Source organism: Corynebacterium pollutisoli (genome assembly GCF_900177745.1).
Lineage (GTDB): Bacteria > Actinomycetota > Actinomycetes > Mycobacteriales > Mycobacteriaceae > Corynebacterium > Corynebacterium pollutisoli.
On the sequence record NZ_FXAR01000005.1, the window covers coordinates 92,288 to 109,805 of the forward strand.

16 protein-coding genes are annotated in these 17,518 nt (G+C 69.0%); 7 read left to right on the forward strand and 9 right to left on the reverse strand.

Annotated features, from left to right (window positions below):
• Positions 1-37 precede the first annotated feature (37 nt).
• The gene (locus B9Y70_RS07990) at positions 38-1,051 is read right to left on the reverse strand and encodes a 3-isopropylmalate dehydrogenase (RefSeq protein WP_085549738.1); all 1,014 of its coding nucleotides are present in this window, start codon (positions 1,049-1,051) and stop codon (positions 38-40) included.
• 94 nt (positions 1,052-1,145) lie between these two features.
• Here B9Y70_RS07990 and B9Y70_RS07995 point away from each other — a divergent pair, with 94 nt between their 5' ends.
• Positions 1,146-2,270, forward strand: coding sequence for a Gfo/Idh/MocA family protein (locus tag B9Y70_RS07995; RefSeq protein ID WP_085549739.1), 1,125 nt, complete (start codon positions 1,146-1,148; stop codon positions 2,268-2,270).
• Here the strand turns inward: B9Y70_RS07995 and B9Y70_RS08000 are convergent.
• From B9Y70_RS08000 to B9Y70_RS08010, 3 genes are read right to left on the reverse strand one after another with little or no spacing between them, the layout of a single operon-like run.
• On the reverse strand, positions 2,267-2,776 hold the full coding sequence (locus B9Y70_RS08000) for a flavin reductase family protein (protein WP_162841656.1): 510 nt from the start codon (positions 2,774-2,776) through the stop codon (positions 2,267-2,269). The two genes, B9Y70_RS07995 and B9Y70_RS08000, sit on opposite strands and share 4 nt — an antisense overlap.
• Positions 2,773-3,795 carry an acyl-CoA dehydrogenase family protein gene (locus B9Y70_RS08005; protein WP_085549741.1) on the reverse strand — a complete coding sequence of 341 codons (1,023 nt, stop codon included), beginning with the start codon at positions 3,793-3,795 and terminating at the stop codon, positions 2,773-2,775. Before B9Y70_RS08005 ends, B9Y70_RS08000 begins: the two co-directional genes overlap by 4 nt.
• Before the next feature lie 2 nt (positions 3,796-3,797).
• Positions 3,798-4,346 (reverse strand): OsmC family protein, encoded by a 549-nt coding sequence (locus tag B9Y70_RS08010; RefSeq protein ID WP_085549742.1) that lies wholly within the window; start codon positions 4,344-4,346, stop codon positions 3,798-3,800.
• Between the two features lie 239 nt (positions 4,347-4,585).
• Between B9Y70_RS08010 and B9Y70_RS08015 the strand changes: the two genes are divergently transcribed.
• The 3 genes from B9Y70_RS08015 (at position 4,586) to B9Y70_RS08025 (ending at position 7,636) form a co-directional block, all read left to right on the forward strand.
• Positions 4,586-5,269 (forward strand): GntR family transcriptional regulator, encoded by a 684-nt coding sequence (locus B9Y70_RS08015; RefSeq protein WP_085549743.1) that lies wholly within the window; start codon positions 4,586-4,588, stop codon positions 5,267-5,269.
• Positions 5,270-5,375: 106 nt separating this feature from the next.
• Positions 5,376-6,695, forward strand: coding sequence for an MFS transporter (locus B9Y70_RS08020; RefSeq protein ID WP_085549860.1), 1,320 nt, complete (start codon positions 5,376-5,378; stop codon positions 6,693-6,695).
• An 11-nt stretch (positions 6,696-6,706) separates the two neighbouring features.
• A complete protein-coding gene (locus B9Y70_RS08025) occupies positions 6,707-7,636 on the forward strand; it encodes an ornithine cyclodeaminase family protein (protein WP_085549744.1) in 930 nt (309 codons plus the stop codon).
• Positions 7,637-7,704: 68 nt separating this feature from the next.
• Here the strand turns inward: B9Y70_RS08025 and serA are convergent, their stop codons facing one another.
• Complete coding sequence (gene serA, locus B9Y70_RS08030) at positions 7,705-9,294, reverse strand: phosphoglycerate dehydrogenase (protein WP_085549745.1); 1,590 nt, start codon at positions 9,292-9,294, stop codon at positions 7,705-7,707.
• A gap of 137 nt (positions 9,295-9,431) precedes the next feature.
• Complete coding sequence (locus B9Y70_RS08035; RefSeq protein WP_085549746.1) at positions 9,432-11,222, reverse strand: GmrSD restriction endonuclease domain-containing protein; 1,791 nt, start codon at positions 11,220-11,222, stop codon at positions 9,432-9,434.
• A 142-nt stretch (positions 11,223-11,364) separates the two neighbouring features.
• Here B9Y70_RS08035 and B9Y70_RS08040 point away from each other — a divergent pair, with 142 nt between their 5' ends.
• Genes B9Y70_RS08040 through B9Y70_RS08050 form a run of 3 tightly spaced genes read left to right on the forward strand, consistent with a single transcriptional unit; the run spans position 11,365 to position 13,803 of the window.
• Entirely contained in the window at positions 11,365-12,336 is a 972-nt protein-coding gene (locus B9Y70_RS08040) for an ABC transporter substrate-binding protein (RefSeq protein WP_085549747.1), read from the forward strand.
• Between the two features lie 53 nt (positions 12,337-12,389).
• Positions 12,390-13,094 (forward strand): ABC transporter permease, encoded by a 705-nt coding sequence (locus B9Y70_RS08045; RefSeq protein WP_240309192.1) that lies wholly within the window; start codon positions 12,390-12,392, stop codon positions 13,092-13,094.
• Positions 13,087-13,803, forward strand: a complete 717-nt coding sequence (locus B9Y70_RS08050; protein ID WP_085549749.1) for an ABC transporter ATP-binding protein — start codon at positions 13,087-13,089, stop codon at positions 13,801-13,803. Before B9Y70_RS08045 ends, B9Y70_RS08050 begins: the two co-directional genes overlap by 8 nt.
• Positions 13,804-13,976: 173 nt before the next feature.
• Here the strand turns inward: B9Y70_RS08050 and ilvC are convergent, their stop codons facing one another.
• The 3 genes from ilvC to B9Y70_RS08065 all read right to left on the reverse strand — a co-directional run bounded on the left by ilvC (position 13,977) and on the right by B9Y70_RS08065 (position 17,474).
• Positions 13,977-14,990: a ketol-acid reductoisomerase gene (gene ilvC / locus B9Y70_RS08055; protein ID WP_085549750.1), complete on the reverse strand. Its 1,014-nt coding sequence runs from the start codon at positions 14,988-14,990 to the stop codon at positions 13,977-13,979.
• Between the two features lie 127 nt (positions 14,991-15,117).
• Positions 15,118-15,633 (reverse strand): acetolactate synthase small subunit, encoded by a 516-nt coding sequence (gene ilvN, locus B9Y70_RS08060; RefSeq protein ID WP_085549751.1) that lies wholly within the window; start codon positions 15,631-15,633, stop codon positions 15,118-15,120.
• Between the two features lie 5 nt (positions 15,634-15,638).
• The gene (locus tag B9Y70_RS08065) at positions 15,639-17,474 is read right to left on the reverse strand and encodes an acetolactate synthase large subunit (protein ID WP_420838442.1); all 1,836 of its coding nucleotides are present in this window, start codon (positions 17,472-17,474) and stop codon (positions 15,639-15,641) included.
• Positions 17,475-17,518: the final 44 nt, after the last annotated feature.

The window sequence follows — 17,518 nt, forward strand, 5'->3', positions numbered from 1 at the left end:
ATGCTCCTTTATATAGGGGTGGGTTTATGCAGACACGTTACTGCAGGGCGGCCGCGATGCGGTCACCGACCTCCGTGGTGCGGATCTGGCCGGTGCGGGTGGCCACGTCCTCGGCGACGGCGGCCTCGATGCGGGCGGCGTTGTCCTCGTCACCGAGGTGGCGCAGCAGCATGGCGGCGGAGAGGATGGCCGCGGTCGGGTCGGCGATGCCCTGGCCGGTGATGTCCGGGGCGGAGCCGTGGACCGGCTCGAACATGGAGGGGTTGGTGCCGGTGGCGTCGATGTTGCCGGAGGCGGCCAGGCCGATGCCGCCGGAGACGGCGCCCGCCTCGTCGGTGATGATGTCGCCGAAGAGGTTGTCGGTGACGATGACGTCGAAGCGCGAGGGGTTGGTGATGAGGTAGATGGTCGCGGCGTCGATGTGCGAGTACTCGACGGTGACCTCGGGGTACTCGGTGGCGACCTCGTCGACGGTGCGCTGCCACATGCCGCCGCCGTGGACGAGCACGTTGGTCTTGTGCACGAGGGTGAGGTGCTTGCGGCGGGTCATGGCCAGCTCGAAGGCGTAGCGGACGACGCGCTCGGCGCCGTAGCGGGTGTTGACGGAGGTTTCGTTGGCCACCTCGTGCGGGGTGCCGACGCGGATGGCGCCGCCGTTGCCGGTGTAGGCGCCCTCAGTGCCCTCGCGGACGACGACGAAGTCGATCTCGCCCGGGTTCTTCAGCGGGGACTCGACGCCCTCGTACAGCTTGGAGGGGCGCAGGTTGACGTGGTGATCGAGGGCGAAACGCATCTTGAGCAGCAGGCCGCGCTCGAGGACGCCGGGGGCGACGGTGTCCGGGGCGCCGATGGCACCGAGCAGGATGGCGTCGTGCTCGCGGAGGGAATCGAGGTCGGCGTCGGTGAGCAGCTCACCGTTGCGCAGGTAACGACGCGCGCCGAGGTCGTAGTCGGTGGTCTCGATGTCGTCGCGCACCGCGCGCAGGACCTTGAGGGCCTCCTCGGTGACCTCCGGGCCGATGCCGTCGCCGCCAATGACTGCAAGTTTCATTCTGTGGGATTCCTTTCTCACCTGCTGAACTGGTGGCGATTCTAGCAGCCCGCACCCGCGCTCGTGCACGAACCGATCTCCGAAGCCTGGGGACATGAACACTTCCGCATACGACGCCCCCTTCCGTATCGCCGTCGTCGGCGTCGGCCAGATCACCCAGCAGGCCTTCCTCCCGGCCCTGCGCAGTCTCGACGACGTGGCGCTCGTCGCCGCCGTCACCGGTTCAGACGAGAAGGCCGACGCCCTCGACGACAGTGTCGACGTCCACGACTACTCCTCCTACGACCGGCTGCTGGCCAGCGGCGACATCGACGCCGTCTACGTGGCCACGCCGGTGTTCCGCCACCGCGAGTTCGCCGAACCCGCCCTGGAGGCCGGCATCCACGTGCTCCTGGAGAAGCCGATGGCCACCTCCGTGGAGGACTGCGAGGTGCTGATCGCGGCGGCGGAACGCAGCGGGGCCACCCTCATGGTCGCCTACCGCATGCACCAGGACGCCTACATGGTGGAGCTCGCCGAGCGGGTGGCGCGTGGCGACGTCGGCGAGACCCGCAGCTTCACCTCGGTGTTCACCCACGACATCAACGAGGACAACCACCGCGGGCACAGCGGATTCTGGGGCGGCCCGGTCCCCGACTTCGGCGCCTACCCCCTCAACCTGGTGCGCCACCTCTTCCGCGCCGAACCGGTGAGGGTCCACGCGCTGGGTACCCGTCAGGACGACCGCGAATTCAACTTCCGCGACACCGTCGGCGTCACCCTGCGTTTCCCCGACGACCGCATCGCGCAGTACACGCTGAGCTACGCGGCCGGTGACGTCGACTCCTTCACCCTCGTCGGCTCGCGGGGATCGATCACCAGTGACTCCTGCTACGGCTTCGACCCGGAACCGCCCCGCACGTACACGATCACCACCGATGACGGCGAGGAATCCCGCACCGCGGAATCCTTCGACCAGTTCGCGGGCGAGATCCGCTACTTCGTCGACTGCGTGCGCGCGGGGGTGCGCCCGGAACCGGACGGCGCGGAGGGACTCGCGGATGTCCGCGTCTTCGCCGCCGCCGAGGAGTCCCTGCGCACGGGGGCCGAGGTCCCCCTGCAGCCGCGCCCCTTCGGCCCCGGCCTCAGCCGGGACCAGATCCGCGCGATTCCCCCGCGTCCGGCCGACGAGATCCCGGAGGACGAGGAGCTCGTCGACCAGGAGCCGCAGGACCGTTAAATCTGGTACTCCGGCCAGTCGTGCACCTGTCCGCGCTGGTAGAGCAACGGACGGGCCGACTCATGAGTGCCGCAGTCGTGGACGGCGACGGTGAGGATCGTGTGGTCCCCACCCGGGTAGGCGTGGACGATCTCACCGGCGAACCAGGCGGCGGCGCCGTCGAGAAGCGCGACACCGCGCCCCCCACGATGCGTGTCGACGCCCGCGAACCGGTCCACCCCGCGACGGGAGAACTGGTACGCGACCGGCCCCTGGCCGTCCGCCAGCACGGAGATGCCCAGCGGCGCGCCGACGGTGAGGTACGGCAGCGAGGTCGAGCCGTTGTCCACCGCCAGCACCACCATCGCCGGCTCCAGCGACAGCGAGGAGAAGGCGGAGACCGTCAGACCGACGTCCGAGCCGTCCTCCTTCAGCGTGGTCACCACGGTGACGCCGGAGGGGAACGTACCCACGGCGGCCCGGAGCTGGTCGCCGGTGACGGTCAGATCGGCCACTGTCAACGTCATCCCTCCTGCTTCGCCCGGCGAAGCTCCCACGTCAGCTGAGTCTCGGACGGCGACTGTACCGGAATGAAGGCCGCTTCGCGGAACCGGCGGGAGGCCGGGGAGGACTGGGCGTACCCGGCCCCGCCCGCGACGCGGACCTCGAGGGCGGTGGCGTCGACGGCGGCGCGGGCGGCGTCGAGACGCAGCTCGAGGAGCTTGACCCGGTCGACGGTGGCGCCGTCGTCGAGCACCGCGGCTATGAGATCCTGCGTGTGGATGAGGTGGGTGATCTCCGCACGCAACTTCTCGACGTCCTCCGTGAGCACCTCGTTGACGCCGGTCAGGCGGGTGGCGGCGGCGTCGATCGCCGCATCCGCCACGCCGAGGCACTCGGAGGTCTGCAGGATGAGGAAGGTCGGACGCACCGTGGAGATGAAGGCCTCGAAGTCACGGGAGAGCACCTGGCCCGCCGGGACCGGGACGTTGTCCAGGGTGATCCCGGCCGAGGAGGTGGCGTTGAGGCCGAGAAGTGCGAAAGGGGTGCCGAGGGTGACGCCCGGGGCGCAGCCGTCGAAGGCGACGAGCAGGCGCTCCCCCGAGGGGGTACGGGCGGCGGTGACGATGACGGCGTCGTCCGCCAGATTGGAGGCCCAGGCGAGCGTGCCGTTGAGCACGTAGCCGTCCTCCGCGGGGGTGGCGGTGAGGTCGATGGTGCCGGCGCCGGCGGCCTCCTTGAAGGCCGGGGCCATGCCGGTGACGCCCGGGCGGGTGCCGTTCTCCAGGGCCGGGAGGACGTAACGGACGTAATCGGTGTCGGCCGTGCGCAGGTAGGTGATCACCATCGTGTGGGCCCAGATACCGAAGGCGACGGAGAGATCCACCGCGGCGATCTCGCGCAGCTGGCGGGCGGTCTCCTGCAGGTTTTCACGGATGAACAGCTGCTGGGAGCCGAGCAGCTCGATGCCGTAGCGGGCGGAGAGCTCGTTGCGGTCGACGGCCTTGGCGTTGCCGGCGATGGTGTCGAGGAGTGCAGTCGTCATGGTCACACCAGCTCCGAGGTCAGGACGGCCGGGCGGGTGTAGGTGTTGACCACCGGGGACCACTGGATGGCGTCGTCGTGGATCTTCTGCAGGGTTTCACGGTCAGCGTCGCCCTCGATCTCGACCTTGACGCGGACATCGGAGACGCCCGGACGCTTGCCCTCGTTGAGGTCACCGACACCCCAGGTCGGGGAGACGTCGATGTCGGACTCGATGTCGACGGCGATCTTCGTCAGGGTGACGCCCCGGTGGGTGGCGATCGCCTGGATGCCCACGGAGATGCAGGCGGCGAGGCCGGCCTGGGCGATCTCGGTGGGGTTCGGCGCGGTGTCGTCGCCGAGGAGGGCCGGCGGCTCGGAGACCAGGACCGGCTCGAGGTCACGGACCTGCGTGTAATTGCGGAACTTGCCGTCGGCCTCGGTGTGGGTGCGAATCTTCTTGCGGCCGCCCTCCGGGTTGTCGATGTTCTTCTGGGCGAGCTGGGCGAGCTTCTCGGCGTCGATCGGCTCCAGTGGCTGTCCGGCGGTGTGGTTCGGGGTGAGGTCGCTCATCAATGCTCCTTGGCGTCGTTCGGTGTCGGGACCATTCAACACCTATCCGTCTAGATTAGCCATACTGTTCGGTCTATTTTTGTTCGGAGCGGCGACGGAAGGGGTTTCTAGCTGGCTTTTCACACCGGGAGCAGTGTGAATAAAAGTCCCCCGCGGCAGGGCGCAGTAGACCGGGTTGTCCATTCCTGTGGGGCCCCGCGCAACGCCCGACCACCGACCGATCCGGCATAATGCGCGGTATGCCCTCCCACCCCTCACTCCCCGACTCGCACCGCCTCCCCCGCCTCGACGAGCCGCGGGACATGCCGCTGCGCGAGCAGGTCGCCGAACACCTGCGTCACGCGTTCATCGTCGGCGACATCGCCCCGGGAGTGGTCCTCAGCGCGCCCACCCTGGCGGAGGAGTTCGGGATCTCCGCCACCCCGGTCCGCGAGGCCATGCTCGACCTGGCCACCGAGGGCCACGTACGGGCCCTGCGTTACAAGGGCTACCGGGTGCTCGAGTTCTCTCCGGAGACCCGCGCGCAGCACGTGGAGCTGCGCGGCTTCATCGAGATCCCCCTCATGCTGCGGGTCGCCGCCCACGGCATGCCGGACGAACAGCTGGCGGCCGCCCGCCGCCTGGCCGCAGACTCCCTGCAGGCCGCCGTCGACGGTGACCTCATCGAGTTCATCCGCCTCGACACCTCGCTCCACCTGGGACTCCTCAAGGCCGCGGGTAACGACGTCGCGGTCCGCCACGTCCGCTCCCTCCGCTCCCTCGCCCGCCTCACCGGCCTGCGCGCCCTGGCGGAGCAGGGTGAGCTGGAGAAGACCGCGCGCGAGCACCTCGACATCGTCGACGCCATCGCCGACCGCGATCCCGGGCGGATGAACACCGTCATGGCCGCCCACCTGGGTCACGTCACCGGCGTCTGGGCCTGACGCCCGCGGGGTCGCGACACCCCACCCGGGTCTGGACTCCCACCCCAGTAACATTGTACTGTGGCACCAATCACAGCACATGTCCCGTGGCCCGAAGGCCCACACCATGTCTGTAGCCAGCTCCAGCCCGCCCACCGACAAGAGACGGGACCGCCGCGTCCTCGCCGGCTCCCTCGCCGGCAGCTCCATCGAGTGGTACGACTTCTTCCTCTACGCGACGGCGTCAGCGCTGATCTTCAACCATCAGTTCTTCCCCACCGAGGCCCCCTTCGTCTCGCAGATGCTGTCGTACCTGACGCTGGCGCTGACGTTCTTCGTCCGCCCCTTCGGCGGCATCGTCTTCTCCCACTTCGGTGACCGCGTCGGCCGCAAGGTCACGCTCGTGGTCACGTTGGTGATGATGGGTGTGGCCACCGTGGCCATCGGCCTCATCCCCACCTACGACCAGATCGGCATCGCCGCCCCGATCCTGCTGGTGGTCTTCCGCATCATCCAGGGCCTGGCCATCGGCGGCGAGTGGGGCGGTGCCATGCTGCTCGCCTTCGAGAACGCCCCCGCCAAGCGCCGCGGCTTCTTCGGCTCTGTGCCGCAGATGGGCATCACCATCGGCATGCTGCTGTCCTCGCTGGCCTTCGCCGCCGTGTCCTTCTTCGGTGACGAGTTCCTCCTCGGCATCGGTTGGCGTATCCCGTTCATCGCCTCCATCGTCCTCGTGCTCGTCGGCCTGTGGATCCGCTCCGGCCTGGGTGAGACGCCGCACTTCAAGGCGGCGCGGGAGGAGGACGGCGTCGCTAAGCTGCCGATCCTGGAGACCCTGCGCCACCACTTCCCCGCCGTGCTCGTGTCCGTGGGCATCAAGGTCGTGGAGACCGCGCCGTTCTACATCTTCGCCACGTTCGTCGCCTCGTACGCGACGGGCACCCTCAGTTTCGAGCGCTCCACCGTGCTCAACGCGGTGAGTCTCGGCGCGTTGGTGTCGACGTTCATGATCCCCGTCATGGGTGCCCTCTCGGACCGGGTGGGACGCACAAGGGTGTACGTCACCGGTGCGCTGGCCATCGCGGCCTTCGCCTTCCCGTTCTTCCTGCTCCTGGACACCGGTGCCAACTGGGCGGTGTTCGCGGCGGTGGTCATCGGCCTGGGTGTGGTGTGGCCGCCGGTCACCGGCACCCTGGGCACCATGAGCTCGGAGATCTTCTCCGCCCGGATCCGCTACACCGGCGTCACCCTCGGCTACCAGATCGGTGCCGCGGTCGCCGGCGGCACCGCCCCGCTCATCGCCACCTGGCTGCTCCACGAGTTCAAAGACCAGTGGCACCCCATCGCCATCTACATCATCATCACCGCCGCCATCTCGCTGCTGGCCGTCATCTTCGCGCCGGCGATCGCGCGTCGGGAAGCGGCCAACGCCCCCGACCTCCCCTGAGAAAGGAACACATGCCCCCCCGCACCATCTCCCCCGCCGACATCACCGCCGCCGTCTCCGTGGGACGCGCCCGCCGACTCCTCGACCACGCCCTCCGTGAGGGTTTCCGTCCGGACGTCGATCCCGCGCGCATCAACATCCCCGCCGGCACCGGGCACATGCTGCTCATGCCGTCGGTGCTCGGCGGGTGGACCGGCACGAAGATCGCCACCGTCTCCCCCGACAACCCGTCGAAGGACCGGCCGCGCATCCAGGCGATGTACATCCTCATGGACACCGAGACCCTCACCCCGCAGGCCATCATGGAGGGCAACTCGCTCACCGCCCTGCGTACCCCGGCCGTCAGCGCCGTCGCCGTTGATTACCTCGCACCGGAGTCGATCGACCGGATGGTCGTGTTCGGCACCGGCCCGCAGGCGCACACCCACATCGCCGCGATGGCGGAGGTCCGCGACATCGGCGAGGTCGTCGTCTGCGGCCGCCATCCTGCGCGTACCGACGCCACCGTCGCCGTCGCCCGCGACCTCGGGCTCGCGGCCCGCGCCGGCGTGGCCGAGGACGTCGCCGACGCCTCCCTCATCGTCTGCTGCACCTCCGCCCCCACCCCGCTTTTCGACGGCGCCCTCGTCCCCGACCATGCCGTCGTCGTCGCCATGGGCTCCCACGAGCCGGAGTTCCGCGAACTCGACTCGCAGCTCATGGGGCGCGCGCAGGTCGTCGTCGAGGACCGCGCCACCGCCCTGCGCGAGGCCGGTGACGTCATCCAGCCCGTCCGCGAGGGGGTCCTCGCCGAGGACGACCTCGTCGACCTCGTCGACCTCGTCACCGGCGGCGTCGAGTTGGACATCAGCCGCCCCCGCGTGTTCAAGTGCGTCGGCATGAGCTGGGAGGACCTGGCCGTCGCGGTGGGTGTCGTCGACCCCACCGTCGTTCCGGACTAGCCCCGGAATCGCCGACGGCGTGCCGCCCCGGTCCGGGAGGGACCGGGTGGCACGCCGTCGATGAGCTGTTAGTCCAGGTCGAGCTGGATGGCGCTGGTGGCACCCAGGGACTCGGCGATCTGCTTCTCCAGGGTCTCCGGGACCTCGGCGTCCACGCGCAGGACCAGGATGGCACCGTCACCCTTGGCGGCCTGGGTCAGAGCGGCGGCCTCGATGTTGATGCCGGCCTCGCCCAGCTGGGAACCGACCTTGCCCAGGGCACCCGGGGCGTCGGTGTACTCGAGGAAGAGGTTGCGGCCCTCGGCGCGCATGTCCAGGCCGCGCTCGTCGATACGCACGATCTTCTCGACGCGCTCCAGGCCGGTGAGGGCACCGACGACGGAACGGGAGGAGCCGTCGGCGCCGATGGCCTTGACCTCGACGGAGGAACGGTGGGTGGTGGACTCGGTGGCGGTCTCCACCTTGTAGTCCAGGCCACGGGACTCCGCGATCTGCGGGGCGTTGACGAAGGTGACCGGCTCGTCGGTGGTGGCGGAGAACAGGCCACGGACGGCGGACAGGCCGAGCACGGAGAGGTCATCCTCTGTGGACAGCTCACCGCGGGCCTCGACCTCGACGGCGACCGGGGCGGCGTCGAGAAGCTGGCCGGCGAGCAGACCCAGCTTGCGGGTCAGGTCCAGCCACAGGGAGACCTCCTCGCCGACGCGACCGCCGGAGACGTTGACGGCGTCCGGGACGAACTCGCCGGCCAGGGCCTTGAGGACAGAGGCGGCGACGTCGGTGCCGGCGCGGTCCTGGGCCTCTTCGGTGGAGGCGCCCAGGTGCGGGGTCACAACGACCTCCGGCAGGCCGAACAGCGGGGAGTCGGTGCACGGCTCGGTGGAGAAGACGTCGAAGCCGGCGCCCCAGATGTGGCCGGACTTGATGGCGTCGGCCAGGGCCTGCTCATCGACGAGGCCACCGCGGGCCGCGTTGATGATGATCTGGCCCTTCTTCGACTTGGCGAGCAGCTCGGCGTTGAACATGCCGGCCGTCTCCTTGGTCTTGGGCAGGTGGATGGTGATGATGTCGGCGCGGGAGACCAGCTCCTCCAGCTCGACGAGCTCCACACCCAGCTGGGCGGCGCGGGTCGGGTTCGCGTACGGGTCGTAGGCGATGATCTCGGTCTCGAAGGCGGAGAGACGCTGGGCGAACAGCTGGCCGATGTGGCCGAAGCCGACGATACCGATGGTCTTGCCGAAGATCTCGACGCCCTTGAAGGCGGAGCGCTTCCACTCGCCGTCACGCAGGGTGGCGTCAGCAGCCGGGATCTGGCGCACGGTGGACATCAGCAGGGCGATGGCGTGCTCACAGGCGGAGTGGATGTTGGAGGTCGGGGCGTTGACGACCATGACGCCGCGCTCGGTGGCGGCGTCGATGTCGACGTTGTCCAGGCCGACGCCGGCGCGGCCGACGATCTTCAGGTTCGGGGCGGACTCGAGGACCTCGCGGGTGACGGTGGTCGCGGAACGGACCAGCAGGGCGTCAGCCTCCGGGACGGCGGCAAGCAGCTCCGGGGTGTTCGGGCCGTCGACCCAACGCACCTCCACGGCGTCTCCGAGCGCATCTACGGTGGACGGTGCCAGTTTGTCGGCGATAAGGACGACGGGCTTGCTCACGTGTTATCTCCCAGCTGTGAAAAAGGTGGCCCCGGAAAGTCGGGGCGTGGAACGGATAACACTTTAGTCGGTACCGGACGTCGTTGTCGCATGACCTGCCCGTTTATGAGGCAGGCCACTCAACCGGCCACCCCCGTTCACGCAGAGAACGCGTTGGGCCCCTCGTCGCCGCCGCTGTAGTCGCGGTCGTCGACGTCGCGCAGCGCGGGCTTGCCCATCGCGTACTCGACCATGCCGAGGAAGCGGGAACGCCGGTCACGCAGGAAGTTCGGGAAGTCGGACTGGTACAGCAGGTCCGTGTTCAGCTCGTGCGTGCCCAGGACGGTGTCGAACTCGGAGTCCTCGAGCAGCGACTTGGTCTGCACGCGGGAGAGGTACCGGGTGGGGGCATACCCGTCGATGACGACCTCGGTGCGCTTGCCCATGGGGGTGCGGTTGAGCACGCTGTTGGCGACGACGTCCTCGATGCCGTTGTCGCGGCACCACTCCTGGGGGAACACGCGGTGGAAACCGGGCTGCAGCTCGGGGAAGGTCCAGCGGTCGAAGGGCTGGGAGGTGCGCCAGTCCCGGGCGCCGCGGGCCATGAGCAGGGCGTAGATGCCCTGGTACACGCCGGAGTTCTCGCGGACGGAGAAGAAGCGGGACTCGGAGAAGGAGGCGTCGCGGATGGTCTTGGGCACCTCCTCGGTGCGGCCCTCGATCCAGGCGGTGACCTGGTCGACGTCGCGCGCGGAGCGGTTGATCACGGCCGCGGAGCCGTAGAGCTCGCCGAAGATGCCGCACCAGAACCACTGGTTGAGCTTGTCCCACGCCTTCGTCGACGCCAGCGCGCGGGGGGTGTCCGCGAGGCGGGCGAAGATGACGGCCAGGGGGATGAGCTGCGCGGTGTAGGGCACCTGGTCGATGGTGAGCATGCAGCGCTGGGAGAGGAACTCGGCGGTCTCCAGGAAGGTGATGCGCAGTTCGCGGCGGGCGTGGAGGTAGTCGGCGAGGGTGAGGTTGAGGATGTCCTCGCGCTGCCCGGCGGCATGGCCGTTGCGGGAGGTGACCAGCAGGGAGACGGCGGTGAGGAAGTCGGTGCGGTCGATGCGGTCGAGCGCCGGGTAGCGGCCCAGGATGCGGCGGGTCTCCGCCCAGTCCCCGGCGAGGGAGAAGTCCGGGTCCTCGGTGGCGAAGACGGCGGTGAGCAGTTCGAAGACGTCCATCTGCAGGCCGGCGGAGTTGGCCTGGGCGAAGATGGAGCCCACGCCGGTCTGGGCGGTCTCGCGCGCCAGGCGGATCATGGGGATGTCGTAGGCGGCGAGGGGCTTGACGATGCGGTCGTAGAATCGTTTGACCACCTCGCGCATCTCCGGGCGGGCGACGGCCATGTCGAAGAGCAGGTCGGTGCCGGAGTCCCACAACAGGTCCGCGACGGGCAGGCAGCCGTGGGCGATGGCGGCGTCGCGGTCGGGGATGCCGCCGGCGATCTCGGGGCCGAAGTGTGACTTGATGATGCCGTCGTCGTCGACGGAGAACACGGCCTCGTCGGTCATGACCTGGGAGTCGACGGCGCGGGCGACGTCGACGTAGAAGGTGCGGCGGATGCGCTTGGAGCGGAAGTCGACGGTGTCCACCGCGCCGTCGCCCTGGAGGCAGTGGTAGAGGGTGGTGAGGCGCTGCTGGCCGTCGAGAAGCAGCAGCCCGGGATCGGAGACGGGGGTGGGGGCGCCGGCGATGGGGCGCGGACGGAACCGCATGGGGGCGTTGCGGGTGTCGAGCGACAGCAGCGAACCCACCGGGTAGCCGCGCAGCACGGTGACGAGCAACGACCGGATCCGGTCGACGTCCCAGGCGTAGGAGCGCTGGAAATCGGGGAGCTGCAGGTCGCCGCGGTCGATGCGGGCGAACAGGTCAGGCAGGTCGTAGCTCGGCGTGGTGAAACCCATGGCGATGAGTCTATCCCCGTGCCCGGACGCGCGCTGGTGGGGTCCGTGAATGTTATCCCGCATCCGGACCATACCGACCGGTACAGTATGGTCGTTCCCGTTAAGACTATTCTGTCTATTTAGTTCGTACCGGAGGTTCCACATGGCGTTGACCCGCCGCACCTTCCTCGGCGCCGCCGCCCTGGGCACGCTCGGCCTGCTCGGCGGCCGCGCCGTCTCCGCCGTCCCCTCCCCCGCCCCGGCCGGCGATGTGCTCACCATCGGTTACGTCCCCATCGCCTGCTCCGCGCCGCTCGCCGTCGCCGACGCCCTGGGTGCTTTCCGACGCCGCGGCCTCACCGTCTCCCTCCGCCGTTTCGCCGGCTGGGCCGACCTGTGGTCCGCCTACCTCACCGGACAGCTGCACGTCACGCACATGCTCTCCCCCATGGCGGTCACCCCCACCGCGCGCCCGACCACCCTGGCCTACACGCTCAACACCAACGGCCAGGCCATCACCCTCGCCTCCGACCTGCACGGCACCGTCTCCGGGCTGGCGGATCTGCGCGGGCGCGTCATCGGCATCCCCTTCGAGTACTCCATCCACTCCCTGTTGCTGCGCAGCGCGCTCGCCGACGCCGGCGTCGACCCCACCGCCGACCTCGAGCTGCGCCTGCTGCGTCCCGCCGACATGGTCGCCCAGCTCGAGGTCGGCGGCATCGACGGCTTCATCGGCCCCGAGCCCTTCAACCAGCGCGCCCTGACCACCGGTACCGGCCGCGTCCTCCACATGACCAAGGAGTTCTGGGACCGCCACCCCTGCTGCGCCGTCGCCATGGGTGACGACTGGCTCGCCGCCCACCCCGAGCAGGCCCGCGCCGTCACCGAGGCCCTCGCCGAGGCCTCCGCCTGGCTCAACTCCCCCGGCCACCACGCCGAGGCCTCGCAGCTGCTCTCCCACGAGAAGTACCTCAACCAGCCCGCTCCCCTGCTCGAGCCCGTCTTCGAGGGCCGCTACCTCACCTGGGACGGCGAGGAGGTCGTGGACAAGGAGCGACTGCACTTCGGCGACGCCACCGACCCGGCCGCCCTCGAGTGGATGCGCACCCAGCTGCGCCGCTGGGAGCTCGTGTGAGTGCCCGGCTGCGTGCGGCCGCGCTCGGCCTCGTTCTCCTCGTCGCGTTCCTCCTGCTGTGGAACCTCGTGCCCGCCGGGTCCCTCGCCCCCACCCCGGGCGGCGTCTGGCGGCGCGGCGTGGAGATCCTCTCCGACCCCTTCTACCGGGACGGACCCGGCAGCGTCGGCATCTTCTGGCACCTCGTGACCTCACTGCGGCGCGTACTCGTGGGCTTCCTACTGGCGGCGGCGATCGCCATCCCCCTCGGTTTCCTCCTGGGCCGCCTGCAGATCCTGCGCTGGGCCCTCGACCCACTCGTGCAGATCCTCCGGCCTGTCTCCCCGCTCGCGTGGCTGCCCATCGGTCTCGCCCTGCTTCACGACGCCGAGCGCACCGCCGTCTTCGTCATCGTCCTGTCCGCCCTGTGGCCCATCCTGCTCAACACCATCGACGCGGTGCGCCACATCCACCCCACCTACCTCAAGCTGACCTCCACCCTGGGCACGCCCCTGTGGCTGGCCGTCACCCAGGTGTGGCTGCCCGCGACCCTGCCCGGCATCATCACCGGCCTGCGGCTGTCCCTGTCGACGTCGTGGCTGGTCATCATCGCCGCCGAGATGCTCGTCGGCGGCCAGGGCATCGGGTTCTTCGTGTGGAACATGTGGAACCGCCTCGACATCGACGCCATCGTCGTCGCCATCGTCATCATCGGCCTCACCGGCCTCATCCTCGACCACCTCGTCGCCGCCCTGCAGAGGACCGTCCGTTATGACTAACGCCATCACCCTCACCGACATCACCCGCTCTTACGGATCCACGCGGATCATCGCGCCGACGTCCATCGACGTCGAGTCCGGCCAGTTCGTCTCCCTCCTCGGCCCCTCCGGCTGCGGCAAGTCGACAATCCTGTCGATGGTCGCCGGACTCGACCACGCCTCCACCGGGGACGTCACCGTCGACGGCCGCCCCGCCGTCGTCTTCCAGGACCACGCCCTGCTCCCCTGGCTCACCGCGCGCGGCAACATCGAGTTCGGACTGCGCTCCACGCGCCCGGACCTCAGCGCGCAGGAGCGCCGGGAGATCGCCGACCGGCACCTCGCGGCCGTCGGCCTCGCGCACGCCGCCGAGCGCCGCCCCGCCCGACTGTCCGGCGGCATGCAGCAGCGCGTCGGCATCGCCCGCGCCTTCGCCGTCGAGCCCGAGATCCTGCTTCTCGACGAACCCTTCGGCGCCCTCGACGCCCTCACCCGCCGCGACCTCCAGCTCGAACTGCTCTCCCTGTGGGAGGCCGACCGGCGCACCGTCGTCATGGTCACCCACGACGTCGACGAGGCCATCCTGCTCTCCGACCGCATCCTCGTCATGTCCCCCTCCCCCGACGCCACGGTCATCGCCGACATCAGCGTCGACCTGCCCCGCCCCCGCGCCGGCGTCGACCCGGACCCCGAGCTGCGCCGCCACCTGCTCGACCTGCTCCACCCCTGAGCCCCGTCTGTGCAGAAACTCCCCTGCACAGCGTTCAATTCCGTGCATTCCCCCTGCTCGCGACGTGTATATATGTCCGATTTTGCAGGGCAGCTGCGGGGGTGCCCCGAAACGCCGAACCCCCGCCGCCCACCGGGAGGGGTGAGTGGCGGGGGCGTCGATAAGCGAAGAGACTAGGCGGTCTCGTTCAGCTCGACCTTGACCCAGGACATGAGGTCGCGCAGCTTGGAGCCGGTCTCCTCGATCTGGTGCTCGGCGTAGGAGGCGCGCAGGCCCTCGAGCTCCTTGTTGCCGTTCTCGACGTTGTCGATGAGGCGCTTGGTGAAGGTGCCGTCCTGGATGTCGGTGAGGATGTCCTTCATGCGGGCCTTGGTGTCGGCGTCGATGACGCGCGGGCCGGACAGGTAGCCACCGAACTCGGCGGTGTCGGAGACCGAGTAGTTCATGTTGGCGATGCCGCCCTCGAACATGAGGTCAACGATGAGCTTGAGCTCGTGGAGGCACTCGAAGTAGGCCATCTCGGGCTCGTAGCCGGCCTCGACCAGAACCTCGAAACCGGTCTTGACGAGCTCCTCGGTGCCACCGCAGAGGACGGCCTGCTCACCGAACAGGTCGGTGACGGTCTCGGCCTCGAAGGTGGTCGGGATGACGCCGGCGCGGGCGCCACCGATGGCGGCGGCGTAGGACAGGCAGAGGTCCTTGCCGTTACCCTTCGGGTCCTGGTCGACGGCGATGAGGCAGGGAACGCCCTTGCCGTCGACGAACTGACGACGAACGAGGTGGCCCGGGCCCTTCGGGGCGACCATGCCGACGACGATGTTGTCGGCCGGCTTGATCAGGTCGAAGTGGACGTTGAGGCCGTGGCCGAAGAACAGTGCGTCGCCGTCCTTGAGGTTCGGCTCGATGTCGTTCTCGTAGATGGACTTCTGGGAGGTGTCCGGGGCGAGCAGCATGATGACGTCGGCCCATGCGGCGGCGTCGGCGTTGGTCTTGACGTCGAAGCCGGCCTCCTTGGCCTTCTCGGCGGACTTGGAGCCCTCGCGCAGGCCGATGCAGACCTCGACGCCGGAGTCACGCAGGTTCTGGGCGTGGGCGTGGCCCTGGGAGCCGTAGCCGATGATGGCGACCTTGCGGCCCTGGATGAGGGAGAGGTCAGCGTCAGCGTCGTAAAGCAGTTCAATAGCCATGGGAGAAAATCTCGCCTTTCGTCTTATACAGGTGCTGATGTTGTTTGTACCACAACATGAGACAGGGGTGCCCCACCAGGTGGGACTTTCATGCGTGTCGTCTCACCTGGTGGGATTTAGTGGGGTGTTACTTGGAGGGAGCCATCGTCTTGGGACCGCGGTTGAGCGCGATCTGACCGGACTGGATGAGCTCGCGGATGCCGAAGGGCTCGAGGACCTCCAGCAGGGCGCGCAGCTTGCCCGGGGTACCGGTGGCCTCGATGACCACGGACTCCTGGGCCACGTCGACGACGCGGGCGCGGAAGATGTTCGCGGCGTCGACGACCTGCGGGCGGTTGGTGTTGTCGGCGTTGACCTTCACCAGCATGATGGCGCGGGCAATGGTCGACTCCTCCTCGAGGCGGACGACCTTGAGCACCGGGATGATCTTGTTGAGCTGCTTGGTCACCTGCTCGATGACCAGCTCGTTGGCGTCGACCACGATGGTGATGCGCGAGATGCCCGGGGTGTCGGTGTGGGCCGAGACGATGGACACGAGGTTGTAGCCGCGGCGGGTGAACATGCCGGCGACACGCGAGATGATGCCGTCGACGTCCTGCACCAGGACGCTGAGGGTGTTACGGACGATATCGGTGTTGGCCATGGGTCCTAGTTCTCCTTCTTCTCAGCGCGGTCCTCGAGGACCTCTTCGACGGTCTCCCCCTGGGCGTCCTCGAGCACCTCGTGGATGTCGGCCGGGGACTCGCCGGCGGACTCGTCACCCTCGAAGAAAGGACGCAGGCCGCGGGCGTACTCGATGTCGGAGTTGGAGGCGCCGGCGGCGACCATCGGCCACACCTGCGCGTCCTCGCCGACGATGAAGTCGATGACGACGGGGCGGTCGTTGATCTCGCGGGCCTTCTGGATCGTCGGCAGCACGTCCTCCTCCCGGGTGACACGGAAGGCGACGCAGCCCAGTGCCTCGGAGAGGGTGACGAAGTCCGGCACGTACTCGTCCTGCTCGCGGAGCTTGGTGTTGGAGTAACGGCCGCCGTAGAACAGGGTCTGCCACTGGCGGACCATGCCCAGGTTGCCGTTGTTGATGAGGGCGACCTTGATCGGGAAGCCCTCGACGGCGGCGGTGGTGAGCTCCTGATTGGTCATCTGGAAGCAGCCGTCACCGTCGATGGCCCACACCTCGGCGTCCGGCAGGCCGGCCTTGGCGCCCATGGCGGCGGGGACGGAGTAGCCCATCGTGCCCAGGCCACCGGAGTTGAGCCAGGTGCGCGGCTTCTCGAAGTCGACGAACTGGGCGGCCCACATCTGGTGCTGGCCGACGCCCGCGACGTAGATGGCGTCCGGACCGGCGGCCTGCGACAGGGTCTCGATGACGAACTGCGGGCTCATCATGCCGTCGGACTGCTTGTCGTAGCCGCGCGGGAAGCGCACCTTGAGGTCCGTGAGGTAGTCGACCCACTCGGAGATCTCCGGCGGGGTGAGGTTCTTGGAGGACCTGTAGGTGCGCAGCAGCGCGGAGAGGACCTCGCGGGCGTCACCGACGATCGGGACGGCGGCCTCCCGGATCTTGCCGATCTCCGCCGGGTCGATGTCGGCGTGGATGACCTTGGCGTCCGGGGCGAACTCGTCGAGGTTGCCGGTGACGCGGTCGTCGAAACGCGCGCCGATGGCGATGAGCAGGTCGGAGCGCTGCATGGCGCCGACGGCCGGGACGGCACCGTGCATGCCGGGCATGCCCATGTGCAGGCGGTGGGACTCCGGGAACGCGCCCAGCGCCATGAGGGTGGTGACGACCGGGATGCCGGTGTACTCGGCGAACTCCAGCAGCTCCTGGTTGGCGTCGGCCTTGATCACGCCGCCGCCGATGTAGAGGCAGGGGCGCTCGGCCTCGGCGATCATCTGGACGGCCTGGGTGATCTGGCGGGAGTGCGGCGTGGTGACCGGCTTGTAGCCCGGCAGGTCCATCTTCGGCGGCCAGACGAAGTCGAACTCCGCGTTCTGGATGTCCTTGGGGATGTCCACGAGGACCGGACCGGGGCGACCGGTCAGGGCGAGGTGGAACGCCTCCATGAGGGTGCGGGCGATGTCGTTGGGGTCGGTGACCATGAAGTTGTGCTTCGTGATCGGCATGGTGACACCGCGGATGTCGGCCTCCTGGAAGGCGTCGGTGCCCAGCAGGGAGCGGCCGACCTGGCCGGTGATGGCGACCATCGGGACGGAGTCCAGGTTGGCGTCGGCCAGCGGGGTGACCAGGTTGGTGGCACCCGGGCCGGAGGTGGCGATGCAGACGCCGACCTTGCCGGTCACCTGGGCGTAGCCGGTGGCGGCGTGGCCGGAACCCTGCTCGTGGCGCACCAGCACGTGGCGCAGCTTGGTGGAGGAGAACAGGGGGTCATACAGCGGGAGGATGGCGCCGCCGGGCAGACCGAAGACGATGTCGGTGCCGAGCTCCTCGAGGGACCGGACGATCGCCTGGGCGCCGGTCATCCGCTCGGGGGCGTTCTCGGCCCCCGCGGACTTCTTGGCGACCG

Bases quoted from the DNA above. Each gene is read 5' to 3' on its own strand.
- B9Y70_RS08020 (WP_085549860.1), top strand. From the start codon at position 5,376: ATGTCTGTAGCCAGCTCCAGCCCGCCCACCGACAAGAGACGGGACCGC.
- B9Y70_RS08035 (WP_085549746.1), bottom strand. From the start codon at position 11,222: ATGGGTTTCACCACGCCGAGCTACGACCTGCCTGACCTGTTCGCCCGC.
- B9Y70_RS08040 (WP_085549747.1), top strand. From the start codon at position 11,365: ATGGCGTTGACCCGCCGCACCTTCCTCGGCGCCGCCGCCCTGGGCACG.
- B9Y70_RS08000 (WP_162841656.1), bottom strand. From the start codon at position 2,776: ATGACGTTGACAGTGGCCGATCTGACCGTCACCGGCGACCAGCTCCGG.
- ilvN (WP_085549751.1), bottom strand. From the start codon at position 15,633: ATGGCCAACACCGATATCGTCCGTAACACCCTCAGCGTCCTGGTGCAG.
- B9Y70_RS07995 (WP_085549739.1), top strand. From the start codon at position 1,146: ATGAACACTTCCGCATACGACGCCCCCTTCCGTATCGCCGTCGTCGGC.
- B9Y70_RS08065 (WP_420838442.1), bottom strand. From the start codon at position 17,474: ATGACCGGCGCCCAGGCGATCGTCCGGTCCCTCGAGGAGCTCGGCACC.
- B9Y70_RS08015 (WP_085549743.1), top strand. From the start codon at position 4,586: ATGCCCTCCCACCCCTCACTCCCCGACTCGCACCGCCTCCCCCGCCTC.
- B9Y70_RS08005 (WP_085549741.1), bottom strand. From the start codon at position 3,795: ATGACGACTGCACTCCTCGACACCATCGCCGGCAACGCCAAGGCCGTC.
- B9Y70_RS08010 (WP_085549742.1), bottom strand. From the start codon at position 4,346: ATGAGCGACCTCACCCCGAACCACACCGCCGGACAGCCACTGGAGCCG.
- ilvC (WP_085549750.1), bottom strand. From the start codon at position 14,990: ATGGCTATTGAACTGCTTTACGACGCTGACGCTGACCTCTCCCTCATC.
- B9Y70_RS08025 (WP_085549744.1), top strand. From the start codon at position 6,707: ATGCCCCCCCGCACCATCTCCCCCGCCGACATCACCGCCGCCGTCTCC.
- B9Y70_RS07990 (WP_085549738.1), bottom strand. From the start codon at position 1,051: ATGAAACTTGCAGTCATTGGCGGCGACGGCATCGGCCCGGAGGTCACC.
- B9Y70_RS08050 (WP_085549749.1), top strand. From the start codon at position 13,087: ATGACTAACGCCATCACCCTCACCGACATCACCCGCTCTTACGGATCC.